The 12,277-nt window shown below is 54.7% G+C and carries 13 protein-coding genes; 6 read left to right on the top strand and 7 right to left on the bottom strand.

The window, feature by feature from the left end:
• Positions 1 to 87: 87 nt before the first annotated feature.
• A complete protein-coding gene (gene coaD, locus AC58P5_RS16535) occupies positions 88 to 594 on the bottom strand; it encodes a pantetheine-phosphate adenylyltransferase (RefSeq protein WP_497388313.1) in 507 nt (168 codons plus the stop codon).
• Complete coding sequence (locus AC58P5_RS16530) at positions 591 to 1,103, bottom strand: metallophosphoesterase (RefSeq protein ID WP_497388311.1); 513 nt, start codon at positions 1,101 to 1,103, stop codon at positions 591 to 593. Before AC58P5_RS16530 ends, coaD begins: the two co-directional genes overlap by 4 nt.
• A 478-nt stretch (positions 1,104 to 1,581) precedes the next feature.
• Between AC58P5_RS16530 and AC58P5_RS16525 the strand changes: the two genes are divergently transcribed.
• Genes AC58P5_RS16525 through AC58P5_RS16515 form a run of 3 tightly spaced genes read left to right on the top strand, consistent with a single transcriptional unit; the run spans position 1,582 to position 3,948 of the window.
• Positions 1,582 to 1,836, top strand: a complete 255-nt coding sequence (locus tag AC58P5_RS16525) for a FeoA family protein (RefSeq protein ID WP_497388309.1) — start codon at positions 1,582 to 1,584, stop codon at positions 1,834 to 1,836.
• Entirely contained in the window at positions 1,833 to 2,564 is a 732-nt protein-coding gene (locus AC58P5_RS16520) for a FeoB small GTPase domain-containing protein (RefSeq protein ID WP_497388307.1), read from the top strand. Before AC58P5_RS16525 ends, AC58P5_RS16520 begins: the two co-directional genes overlap by 4 nt.
• Positions 2,542 to 3,948 carry a nucleoside recognition domain-containing protein gene (locus AC58P5_RS16515; RefSeq protein WP_497388305.1) on the top strand — a complete coding sequence of 469 codons (1,407 nt, stop codon included), beginning with the start codon at positions 2,542 to 2,544 and terminating at the stop codon, positions 3,946 to 3,948. The genes AC58P5_RS16520 and AC58P5_RS16515 overlap by 23 nt, the downstream gene beginning before the upstream one ends.
• Positions 3,949 to 4,318: 370 nt before the next feature.
• Here AC58P5_RS16515 and AC58P5_RS16510 read toward each other — a convergent pair whose 3' ends face one another.
• The 3 genes from AC58P5_RS16510 to AC58P5_RS16500 all read right to left on the bottom strand — a co-directional run bounded on the left by AC58P5_RS16510 (position 4,319) and on the right by AC58P5_RS16500 (position 8,040).
• On the bottom strand, positions 4,319 to 5,503 hold the full coding sequence (locus tag AC58P5_RS16510; protein WP_497388303.1) for an anhydro-N-acetylmuramic acid kinase: 1,185 nt from the start codon (positions 5,501 to 5,503) through the stop codon (positions 4,319 to 4,321).
• 221 nt (positions 5,504 to 5,724) lie between these two features.
• Positions 5,725 to 7,170 (bottom strand): amino acid permease, encoded by a 1,446-nt coding sequence (locus AC58P5_RS16505; protein ID WP_497388301.1) that lies wholly within the window; start codon positions 7,168 to 7,170, stop codon positions 5,725 to 5,727.
• A 336-nt stretch (positions 7,171 to 7,506) separates the two neighbouring features.
• Positions 7,507 to 8,040: a hypothetical protein gene (locus AC58P5_RS16500; protein ID WP_497388299.1), complete on the bottom strand. Its 534-nt coding sequence runs from the start codon at positions 8,038 to 8,040 to the stop codon at positions 7,507 to 7,509.
• Positions 8,041 to 8,213: 173 nt separating this feature from the next.
• Between AC58P5_RS16500 and AC58P5_RS16495 the strand changes: the two genes are divergently transcribed.
• Entirely contained in the window at positions 8,214 to 8,678 is a 465-nt protein-coding gene (locus tag AC58P5_RS16495) for a MarR family winged helix-turn-helix transcriptional regulator (protein WP_497388297.1), read from the top strand.
• A gap of 13 nt (positions 8,679 to 8,691) precedes the next feature.
• Positions 8,692 to 9,993, top strand: coding sequence for an MFS transporter (locus AC58P5_RS16490; protein ID WP_497388295.1), 1,302 nt, complete (start codon positions 8,692 to 8,694; stop codon positions 9,991 to 9,993).
• Positions 9,994 to 10,161: 168 nt separating this feature from the next.
• Here AC58P5_RS16490 and AC58P5_RS16485 read toward each other — a convergent pair whose 3' ends face one another.
• Entirely contained in the window at positions 10,162 to 10,632 is a 471-nt protein-coding gene (locus tag AC58P5_RS16485) for an ArpU family phage packaging/lysis transcriptional regulator (RefSeq protein WP_497388293.1), read from the bottom strand.
• 241 nt (positions 10,633 to 10,873) lie between these two features.
• On the opposite strand from AC58P5_RS16485, the gene AC58P5_RS16480 reads away from it, so the two are divergent.
• Positions 10,874 to 11,308, top strand: a complete 435-nt coding sequence (locus AC58P5_RS16480) for a helix-turn-helix domain-containing protein (RefSeq protein ID WP_497388291.1) — start codon at positions 10,874 to 10,876, stop codon at positions 11,306 to 11,308.
• Between the two features lie 382 nt (positions 11,309 to 11,690).
• On the opposite strand, the gene AC58P5_RS16475 is transcribed toward AC58P5_RS16480, so the two are convergent.
• The gene (locus tag AC58P5_RS16475; protein WP_497388289.1) at positions 11,691 to 12,089 is read right to left on the bottom strand and encodes a phage holin, LLH family; all 399 of its coding nucleotides are present in this window, start codon (positions 12,087 to 12,089) and stop codon (positions 11,691 to 11,693) included.
• Positions 12,090 to 12,277: the final 188 nt, after the last annotated feature.

The raw sequence follows: 12,277 nt of genomic DNA, 5'->3' as shown, positions 1-12,277 counted from the left end.
TCCGGGCTAGTTCCGCCCATTCGCTGCCGCCATAGCAGGCATACCCTGTGGAAGGGTGGACACGGAACAGAAGGACCGGGCCCGGTCTTACCCGTTTCCGTTCCGGCTTTGATTGTTCTCGCTCTCGTAGATGGCCATCTGCTCGAAAGCGGCCTCAACCATAAAAGCTCTGGCCTGCTCGGCTTTTCCGGTCGTAATAAACATCCGGACCAGAGAACTGCTCGTCTGCATGTTCGGCGTATACGGCGATAAATAGACGGTATCGGCTTTCGTCGTGTTCCGGACGTACTGCTCCAGCTGCAGCTCGTATTCGAAATCCGTCGCGTTGCGGATGCCGCGGACAATCGCCTTGGCTCCCGCTTCATTGACATAGTCGGCTACGATGCCTTCGAATGCGACGATTTTGATCCTCTTGCCCGGGGGAACGGAAAGCCTGACCAGCTCGGTTCTCTGCCCGATCGTAAAATGATGCTTCTTGGCGCGGTTGTTGGCAACCAGAATGTGGAGCTCGTCGAACAGGTTCGTAGCTCTCTCAATGACCGACGTATGCCCGAGGGTGACGGGATCGAAGCTTCCCGCGTAAACGGCTATCATGCCTGCTCCTCGCTGACGACAACCGCATCCCGGATCTGCCCGAAGGTCAGCGGAGTATAGTCCCAGTGCTCCACGCACACGTTGAAATAGTTCTTGCCTTCATACTTCTGGCCATGGATATGACCGTGCACATTGACGTACGGCATATGTTTGTTCATATAGACCGGTTCGTGCGAGAGCAGGAAGAAGTCTTTGTACAGAATCGGGTATTCGCTCACTTCGTCAAATCCGGCGTCCAGCCACCAAGACCGGGACCTGCCTCTGTCGTGGTTGCCCAGGATGAGAAATTTACAGCCGTTCAGCCGGCGGACGATTTCTTGCGTTCTTTCCTGATTCAGAAACGAGAAGTCCCCCAGATGAAACACCTTGTCTTCGCTTCGGACTACGGCATTCCATTTCTCAATCATGACGTCCGTCATTTCATCCGCATCCGCAAAAGGCCGAGACTCGAAATCGATAATCAATTTATGTCCGAAATGATGATCCGAAATAAAAAAATCGTTAGGCACGCCTTCCCCCTCCTTACATCATATTTCCGGAATGTTATTCCAGCAAGGCGCTATGCTTTATACTTGTTAGTTTACCAACTTCGCCGCAAAAAGGCACGAACGCTGCCTAATCTCCAAGCGTCAGGCAAAAAAAGCAGCGCCACTTACCACTCTCCGCCAAAAAACAGCACGGCCCCGTTCCGGGTCCTTTCGTTTTCTTCAAAATAAAATCAAGTTAATTTAGGGTGAACAAGGTTCTCTCTTTTTGCTTTTACATAAAATGTGGCTAACTAATTTAGGACATTCGTTTCCGTGCGGCGATCCCCCGATTCATTCCTAGCCCTAAAACTTTTGCCCACAAGAAACTTTTTGTTGACAGGAAAAAACTGTTTGCCTATACTAACATCATAAAGCAACGTTAACGGAAGACGGATTTCCATAAACAAAATTTTGCACTCGGCAAACAGTTTGTCCAAAGGGAAAAAGAAAGGTGGGCCCCATGTCTATATCGGAATTGTCATTGGACCAGGTCAAAGTGGGAAGCGTCGTCCGGTTAAACCGGATCGAGGTGCAGGGAGCCATGCGAAGACGGCTCCTTGATCTCGGATTCGTCCCGGGTAACCGCGTGGAAGTGATCCAGCGGAGCCCGCTCGGCGATCCGACCGCTTTTCGCGTCAGCAATACAACCATCGCGCTCCGGAAAGAAGAAAGTTCGCTCATTTACGCGGAGCCGGAAGGAGGCGACAGTCCGTGAAAACCTATACCGTAGCACTGGCCGGCAACCCGAACACCGGCAAAAGCACGCTGTTCAACCGGCTGACGGGACTCCGGCAGCATACGGGAAACTGGGCCGGCAAAACCGTGCTGACCGCGGAAGGCGAATTTGAGCGGAACGGAATTTTTTACAAGCTCATCGATCTGCCCGGCACGTATTCCCTTTATTCGAATTCGGCGGACGAAGAAGCCGCCAGGGATTACATTATTTTCGAGCAGCCGGACGTCACGCTGGTCGTACTGGACGCGACCTCGCTGGAGCGGAATTTGAATCTTGCGCTGCAGGTCCTGGAAATGACCAGCCGTGCGGTTGTCTGCATCAATCTGATGGACGAAGCCGAGAAGCTCGGCATCCGGATTGATCTGGACCAAATCCGCGAGAGGCTCGGCGTGCCCGTCGCCGCTATTTCCGCACGCAACAACAAAGGCATCGGCCCCATGCTCGATCTCGTCGAAAAGGTGGCGGAAGGCGTCCTTCATCCCGAGCCTCCGCCTATCCCGTACAGCGAAGAAATCGAGCGGCAGGTCCGGGAGCTGGAACCTTTCGTCCGGGAGACGCTAGGCGCACGCTTCCCGGCCCGCTGGATCGCGCTCCGTCTGCTCGACGGGGATGAGAACCTCATCGCTTCCCTGAAGCAGAGACTCGGCGGCACGGCCGCCGCCCAAGGACAGGGGGTGGTGAGCTATGGCCACACCGCATGCAACTAACCGGCCCGATTCGATCGATTCCCTGTTGTCGATGGCGCAAACCATCACCAGCGGCAGCTCCATCCGGGATGAAATTGTAAGCGACATCTATAAAACGAGCTGCGACATCTGCAACGCGGCCGTCCGCTACGAGGACAGGAAAAAGCTTGCCGGCACGCACAAGCTCGACAAGATTCTGACTTCCAAGCTGTGGGGCTATCCCATCATGTTTGCAGTGCTAGGCGCGATCTTCTGGATCACGATTGCCGGGGCCAACGTTCCATCCGGCTGGATCGCGGATTTCTTCGGCGTAATCGAAGGGTATCTGACGGCTGGCTTCCAAGCCGTCCATGCCCCTGCATGGCTCCACGGCATTCTGGTACTCGGCTTCTTCCGCGGAACCGCCTGGGTGATCTCGGTCATGCTTCCGCCCATGGCGATCTTCTTCCCGATTTTCGCACTGCTCGAAAATTTCGGCTATCTGCCCCGGGTCGCGTTTAATATGGACCGCCTGTTCAAAAAATCGGGCGGCCACGGCAAACAGGCCCTGACGATGTCGATGGGCTTCGGCTGCAACGCGGCGGCGATCTTGTCCACACGGATTATCGAATCCCCCCGCGAAAGAATGCTGGCCATCCTGACGAACAACTTCGTCCCGTGCAACGGCCGCTGGCCTACGCTGATTTTGCTGTCGTCCTTGTTTATGGCGGCGGGTGCCGCAGGAGGCTGGCAGACTCTGGGAACCGCTTTGTTCGTCATGGGGCTCGTGCTGTTCGGGATAGTCGTCACCTTAACCGTGTCGTGGGTGCTGTCCAAAACGGCTCTGCGCGGTGTACCCACTCACTACACGCTGGAGCTTCCCCCTTACCGGAAACCCCAGATGTGGAAAACGATTCTGCTCGCCTCCCGCGACAAATCGTGGGCCGTGCTCAAACGCGCGGTAATCGTGGCGGCTCCCGCCGGAATCATCACCTGGATTCTGGGCAACATCATGATCAACGGAACGAGCATCCTTGCCCATACGGCAGCCTTCTTTGATCCTTTCGCTCATCTGATCGGTCTGGACGGCTATATCATCATGGCATTTATACTCGGCCTGCCGGCCAATGAAATCGTACTGCCGATTCTGCTCATGGGCTACATGTCCTCCGGCGCCTTGGTCGATGCGGACGGGCTGGACAACATCAAAGATCTCTTCCTTCAGCACGGCTGGACCTGGCTGACGGCTCTTAATATGATGCTGTTTTCGCTGCTTCACTACCCGTGCGGCACGACCCTGTACAACATTTATAAAGAAACCAAGAGCACGAAATGGACGATCCTTTCCGCCCTTATCCCCTTGGCGATCGCCCTTCTGGTTACATTCGCCACCGCCCAGGCGGCCAGAGCGTTCGGCTGGGTATAAGACGTGCTTATGAAATTTCTGGCATGGCTTCTTAAAGCGATTTTCGTCCTGCCGGCCGTGGACAGCCCACAAAACCGCACTTTTAAAAGCGCAAAAAAGAGACCGTCCGACCGGCGGTCTCTTTACGCTGTTTCCCGGGAGTTCATGGAGTCCCTCCGGAGCAGATTGTATAGAATACGTTCTAAACAGTGAATGATCTGTTTGGCGGATGAGGAGAGTTCCCACGCGCAGTACAAAGAGACACTGCCATAATCAGCTTGCCTCCACCCATCTCTATAAGCTTTTCTAGCAACCGTCCACCGTTCGCTTTTTTGCAGGCTCTGCTGCGGCGAACCGCCTGGTTTGCCGCAGCAGAGCGGCAGCGGGATTGTTACGGAAGCGCAAGCTTCCCCATCACAGTCGGACGAGCCGCCCCCGTCGCGGAGGGCAGATTGTTGGGGATGCCGCGCAGGAAGTCGTTTCCGAGCAGCGCGAAAATGACGGCCTCCTTGGCGTCGTCATGCACACCGAGCGCGCCCGAGGTCGTTACCTGCTGGTCCGGCAGAAGCTCCGCGAGCATCGTCAGCAGCGTCCGGTTGTGAGCGCCCCCGCCGGAAACGATGACCTCGTCCACGCGGCAGCGCGGAAACACGAACCGCCGGCAGCCCTCGGCAATCGTACGGGCCGTGAACGCCGTGGCCGTCGCCACGATGTCCGCGTCCGCCAGTCCGAGGGCCTTCGCCCGCGCGATAAAATCGGCCGCATACGCTTTGCCGAACACTTCGCGGCCGGTTGATTTGGGCGGCTTCAGCGAGAAGTACGGATGTGTCATGGCGTCCGCGACAAGCCCTTCATCCGCACGTCCCTGCGCCGCCCACGAGCCGCTTTCGTCATAGGTATGCCGGCCTCCCGACAGCTGATAGACCACCTGGTCGATCACCATGTTGCCCGGCCCCGTGTCGAAAGCGAACACATCGGACGGCCCCGCCTGAGGAGGCAGGACCGTGCAGTTGCCGATGCCGCCTATATTTTGAAGCAGGCGGCCTTTCGTTTCATGGCGGAACAGAATGAGATCGCCATAAGGGACCAGCGGCGCGCCCTGTCCGCCGACCGCCATATCCGCCGGCCGGAAGTCGCCGACGACAGGGACGCCCGTCCGCTTGGCGAGGACGGAGAGGTCGCCGAGCTGCAGCGTCGAACGGACGAGATAAGGATCGGCAGCATCTCCCTCGGGGATGTGCCACACCGTCTGTCCGTGAGAAGCGATGAAACCGATGCGGTCCATGGACAGGCCCGCTTCGCGCACCGCCTCCAGCGCGGCTTCCGCCATCCGCTCGGCAAGAAAGACGTTCATTCCGCAGACGAGCGCAACGTCCGAACGGGCGACGGAGCAAAGATCTTTCAGCTTTTCCCGGAGAGCGTCGTCGTAGGGCCTGCTGTAGAAATGCAGCAGCTCCATCCGGGTATCCATCCCGCTTCCGTTTATCCGCACAACCGCGGCATCGATCCCGTCCAGCGAGGTCCCGGACATCAGCCCGATTGCGATTATTTCCTCTTCCTTTATGCCGAGTATCATGTATACCCCTCCCAAGCGTTGTCCCCGCGCATCCGTACAAGTACATCGAAACGGCCGCACGGGTTCCAGTTGGCTTCATTATAGAAGGAGAGAAAAAATTTTTCAATATAAATATGATTTATAAACTTTTATTTCAAAAAGAAACTCATTCCTTCTGGTTCCCCCCCTCTTCCTGTTCTGTCATCGTCATAGGGATGTAACATGTATCCCCTTTCTTTTACTCACTTCGACTTTTTGCGAAAAAACACATCCGCTTTCTCGCGGATAGAGAGGGCGGGCGTAAACACCCATTCCTCCTCCGAACCCGGGGCCGCTTCCGTTTGCTCCTGCCCCCCTGTATTGTCTCCGGCTTTCTTCCACTTTCGGATCATGATCCAGGTAACCAGCCCGATGGCGCCGATAAAGCCCATGCTGACATAAAAACCCGGGCGGCTGCCGTGATGCGCCAGCGTTCCGCTGACGGCAAGCAAAATAAGAGCGATGCCCGTCATCCGCTTCGTTTGTCCCAGCGCTTTCAGACGAAGCAGTTTTCCCGCCGTTATCAGAATAAACAGCCAGTTGTAGATCAGCAGCAGTCCTGCCGCGGTAGTAATGTATTCATATACGCCTTCGGGCATGAGCAGGGCCAGGACGATCGAAGCCGCCATCCCGCAGGCCGTTAATCCGAGCGCCGGGAGCGGGAGATTTTTTTTCCACCGGCGGGCGAACATTTGCGGGGCATCCTTATCTTCCGCTAACGTTACGAGCATGGTGGTCACCGCGAAGAGCGAAGCTACCATCGTGGAAAATCCGGCGATAATAAGCACTCCGTTGAAAACGTGCGGGATAAACGGCAGCCGGTAATGGCTCAGCGCCAGCACGAACGGGCTTTCTTTCGTATGGAAAACGCCCCATGGCAGAAGCGTAACTGCCAGTCCGATCGACAGCACATACACGACGGCGAGCAGCAGCAGCATGATTTTCCCCGCCTTCGGCGCTTCTTCCGGCTTTTCCAGCCTGAGTGCCATCAGCCCCATAATTTCGATGCCGCCGAATGCGTAGAAAGCGAAAATAAGCGAAGACCAGAGGCCTGCCGCCCCTGCGGGAAATAGCGTCGAAGCTTCTGCGGGAAAGCTCGGCGCCCGGCTTCCGCGAATGATGCCGAACAGGGCCAGCCCCGCGATGACGAGAAACATCACGATGGCGGAAATTTTGATTACGGCAAACAAGTTTTCCATCCGTTCGAATCCTTTTGTGCCGAGCATAATAATCCCAAGCCCGAGAACACCGTAACCCGTCGCAAACACCCACATGGGAACAGCCGGAAACCAGAAACGGGAAAACAGGGACAATGCCGTGAGCTGGCTGCCCATGATGAGCAGCTCCGAGCTCCAGTACACCCATCCGCTGCTGAATCCGGCCCAGCGGCCGTAAGCTTTTTTGGCATAGGAGCGGAAAGAGCCCTTGACGGGGTCCGCAGCGGTCATTCTCGCCAGCACGTCGAACACCATATAAGTTCCTAAAGCGGCCAGCACGAACGATATCAGCACGGCGGGACCGCCGATCGTAATCGCCAGGCTGGAGCCCAGAAAATAGCCGGTTCCGATCGTAAACGCCACTCCCAGAAGGGAGAGCTGCCACCATTTCAGCTTTTTTTCGTTTTCCCCGGCCGTCTGCTTCTTTTCCACGGAAGTCTCTCCTTTGCAATTGAGCTATGATGTTCTTTTAAAAAGAGTTCCCCCAGGGCAACCTTTGTATGCCGATATAGGCCGTACCGATAGGCTTAAGGCGGATCGGAAAATAGACTACAACGCTGTACGCCGGTGCGGATGCCTCTCATAATTTTCAGCTTGCGTAAAACCGGCCTCATATCGAATGCGTGACGATTGGCCCGGCCCGACTCCAATAAAAACAACCGCCTGCATGATGCGGACGGCTGCGGAAAATATAGATTCCTTGTTATTGTTAGGTTGTTGTTAGTTCGTCCTAGTTTGGAAGGAGACCCGATTTCATCGTCTGGGCTTTTATCGGATGACGGGGTTGACCGGTTTTCCTTTCGCCAAGTAAACGGTCACCCAGCAGGATACGGCCGCAGTCAGGGAAATAACGACGCCCATCAGGAGTCCGACGAATTGCATGAAAGGATCTTGTTCCGGTGTGGACGGCGGAAGCAGGAGGATTTGCAAAAGAAGATAGACGGTGAGCGCCCAATAAAAAGCGCTTCCGACCGCACCGATGATCCGCTTTTCTTTCTTCGTGCCCTCACGCGATACGCTCATCTGAATCCAGATCAGAAAGCTGATACACACGCCGGCGCCCGCAAACAAAAACAGGGAAAACGCGACATTCATCATGATGGTGAGCACCACAAGCGCCGTAATGACCAGAAAAATAACCATGTTCACGAGAAATAAGAAACCTCCGTACGCGTAGGGGGATTCCAGCCTTGCCGAAGCGGCCATTCTGGTAAACCAAGGAATCGGACGGAACGTGATCCTTCTAATAAGGATGATTTGGATAAGGACAAGAACCAGACCGAACAGCAGTAGAACCGTCACTTCAAAGCACTCTCCCTTTCAACTCTGCATGTTTTCCTGATTATAGCAAAAGCCGACGCGATGCAACAAGACAAGGCTGCTTATATCGAAGAGATCAGGAGCCTGTTTTCCATTGACAATAATAGTTGTTTGACATATAGTTGTTAAGACAATCATTAATGCGGAGGAATCCAATGACAACGGACCCCATCTTGTACAGGAACGGAATGAACGATTCCCTGGGCTTTTTGCTGGGCGTGGCATACCGGAAAATTTCCAATCTGCTCTCGCAGCGGTTGAAAGAGTACGACATTACGCCCGAACAATGGTCGGTGCTGTACCGGATCTTCGAGCATGACGGCCTCATCCAGAAGGACATCGCCGCCAGGGCGGGTAAAGACAAGCCGACAACGACACGCATTCTGGATTCGCTGGAGGCGAAGCTATTTATAAGGAAGCAAGTCGAGCAAGGAGACCGGCGTTCTTTTCATATTTATATCACGGACAAAGGCCGCTCCCTGATCGAGGAAACGAAGTCCCTTGAGCAGCAGACCATCCGGGATGCCGCCGCGGGCTTGTCTCGGGAGCAGTATGACCAGCTCATTACTTTTTTGCACGTGATCATCGACAACCTTACTTTGACATCAGAAAGCGAATAGGAGTGTCTACACCATGTCTAAACATCCAGAACAGCTGGAACTGCTTCACCATCCGGATGCGGAGAAAACCGAACCGCTCTGGACGAAATCGTTTATTATGCTCACGTTTTGCTATTTTCTTCTGTTTCTCTGCCTGCAAATGCTGCTGTCGCCCTTCCCCACCTACGCGAAGGACCGGTTTCATTCGGGCGATTTCACTTTGAGTCTCTTAACCAGCCTCTTCGCCATCTCGGCCATTATCACCCGGTTCGTAACGGCTGCCTTGATGCGCCGTGTGCACCGCAACACGCTGCTGTTCTGCGGAGTGGCATTCGCCGCCGCCTCGACGGCGGCTTATTCGTTTGCCGGCTCCATGAGCACGCTGCTGGCGCTGCGCGTCTGCTTCGGCATCGGCTTCGGGATGGCCAGCACGGTCATGCCGACGCTGGTATCCCAGATCATCCCCCGCCGCAGAATCGGCGAAGGCGTCGGGTACTTCGGGCTGTCGAGCAGCCTGGCGATGTCCGTCGGGCCGACCATCGGCCTCGCGATGATCGGCAGTTACGGCTTCGCCCCGCTGACCGCCATGGGCACCGCGGCAGCCGCCCTGATCGTGCCGCTGCTGCTCGGATCGCGGAGCATTCCGCCGCAGCCGGCGGCCGCGGCCGCTTCGCCTGCCGGTAAAGCGGCAGGCGATCAGGCGGCAGGCGAAGCCGGCAGAGCCGCGAAGCGCAGCGGCTTCAACAAGAAGCTGCTGCTGCCGGCCCTGCTCAACGCGCTGCTGTCGGTGACGTACGGCGGTCTGCTCAGCTTCATCGCCTTATACGGCAAGGAAGTGCATCTGGAGCAAATCGGGCTGTTCTTCCTGTTCAACGCGATCACCGTTCTCGTTGTCCGACCGATCTCCGGCCGCCTGTTCGACAGCAAGGGCCACGCCGCGATTCTCATTCCCGGCGCCCTCATTCTGATCGCGAGCCTGCTCGTTCTGTCCGTGGCGACAACGATGCCGGTGCTGATCGTCTCGGCCCTGCTCTACGGTCTCGGCTTCGGCGCACTTCAGCCGACGACCCAGGCCTGGATGCTCCGCGAAACTCCGCCGGAGCAGCACGGGACGACGAACAGCCTGTTCTACAACTCCATCGATTTCGGAGTGGCTGTCGGCTCCATGCTGCTCGGCCTCGTCGCCTCCGGCACCAGCTATGCGGTGATGTACCGCTATGCGGCCGGTGTGATGGTGCTGTTCCTCCTTGTGTACAGCGTCTATATGTTGACGCGCCGCCGGAACTCGGGCGCTTCCGCCGTACAGACAGGGACGGAGATGGAAGTTTCCTCCTGAGCGGCGCCTTGAACCTGGACGAGTCGTACACCCGGCTTTCCTTTGTAATCCCGGCACGGAATCACCTGCTTGCATGCGGTGAAATCCGTGCCTTTTTTGGCTATGCAGCCTGCGCTTGATTCTGGACTGGCCGCACAGTTTGGCACGGCTGACACACTTGCCTACCGTCTAGCCCGTAGCCCCTTCACGCTGACCGACTGGCCCCGGCACTCCCAGCGAAAGCATCAGCGCAAGTTTATAAAAAGCTTTCCATCGGATGGACGAATACGTTACCGCACTGATCGGCGGATCGAAACTATGATTGTAAACGGCGTAATCTTTTACATAATCGTCTTTCATGTACCGCTCTTCGATCAGCAGCCTTTCTTTTGGGTGAAGACGGCTTACCGCCATCTCGATTCTTTCGCAGTAGCGGCGCCGGCGTTCCGGCTCTTCCACGTTATAAATCGCTATGCTCGCGGTCTGATCGCTTGTGACATTCGTCGGCCCGTGAAATTTTTCCGTATAGCTCGAAGTTATTGTCGCGGTTCTTTCTTCGAAGGTAATCGTTTTATACATCCGGTATTTGAGCAGCGCTCCCTCAACGGCTGTTTTCGTCTTTTTCCGGTCAAGTTCCGGCATCTCGATACTCGTTTTCATAGGCGGTAAGCCCTCCTTTATAGGTTAAATCTCCTCTTGCGGCAAGCTTCATGGATTATCGTTGAAGCCACTCTTTTTCCTGTCTTAAGTATATTACAATATAACGTTATTTCATAATTCGGTAATATTTTGATTACGTCATGCGAACAAGTGTTCCCTTTAAAAAGCTCTTGTTTTCTTGACTATTCTTAGTTTTTTAACTAATATTACAGTATTCTGGAATAGATAGAGGGTGAATCTCATGACACTTGTCGATACTATAAAAGGATTAATGAAAGAGCAGGGCCTTACCCAATACAAGCTCGCGCAGAGGGCCGGAATTCCGCATTCTACGATGAGCACTTTACTGAACGGCAGCATTAAAAATCCGTCCGCGGATATGGTCGCCCGGATTGCCGAAGTTTTACAGGTCACGACGGATTATTTGCTCGGTCTATCGGAACTTCCCACCCACGAGCACGTGCAATCCCCTGACGAAACGGAAAGAAAAGAAAGCCGCAGCCAATCCAAAAACTCCGACCCGCATAGCAACGAGAAGGAGTTTGTCGATAAAATCGAACTGTCGGATGAAGAATTGCTGAAGCATTTCAGTCTGGAACTTGACGGTCGGGAGCTTTCGAAGTCGGAGACGAAGAACATAATCGCTTTTGTCCGCACGCTGCGCCAGAATAAGTAGCGACCTTAATCAAGGTTTTCAGCTCGATGCCAAGTATGACCGCCAATGATTTCAGGTCTACTTTCACGGGTGCGATGGGTCGTCACCTCCAAGATGATGGTAGAGATCCGTGTGAGATGTAAGTTTATTATACCACAAAATCAACCAAAATAGGAACGTAAGTTCGTACTTTATGTGCACAAAACCAATTATCCCCTTATGATTATGTTCCTCACGCTTTCCAGCCCTTCCATTCTGTCGTTTTTAGCTCCTTAACTGACCCGATTAAATCTCAGAAAATATTCATTAAAAATATCCAGAAAACAAAAAAAGCCCTCCCAACCGGATTCGGTTGAAAGGGGTATCGGTATCATGAAAAGGTTCCTGCTATATTATACGGACATTAACCGGCTGCCGGTGTCGTGTCGGATTCCTTCATTTCCAAAGCTTTATCCGCCTTATCTTGAGCGGGGTTGTATTCCATCCAGGCTTTCTGAATAGCCGCGAGGAGCTTGTCCGGCGTTACGTTCAGTCCTCTTGATTGAAGTTCGGTAGCCGCGTATACGATGGCCGCGTTCATTTTTTCCTTTCCCGTTAAAATCAATCCCTGCGTTTCCGCGAAAGCCATCGCTTCCGATGCCACTCTCATGATGATTTCCTGCTGGGCAGCGTTCGTGCGGGCCTGAAGCCAGGCGATTAGCGACGTTTTAGCCGCGTGAATAAGGACAGTCAAGACACCGGCCAAGGCCGTTACGAGCGCCAGAATGACCGGTGTCAGCAAATCCGTCAGCTGCTGTGCCATAGGAATTCCTCCTTTAAGTGCATAGTTGTGCTATCAAAAACGTCAAACAATGTCCGCCGGAAGCCTCAGCCGATGACAAAACAAATCGGGGGGGGGGCCAGCGTCATGTGACCGAGCACTGCGCGCTGTATTCCAGGTCCATGTGTCCCCCCATTATGTGAGAGCTTCTCTGCGTGTGGAATGTGCGG

This window comes from Paenibacillus sp. JT31N7, assembly GCF_059692095.1.
Note: the sequence above shows the minus strand (reverse complement) of the source record. Positions and strands in the feature narration are given on the sequence as shown.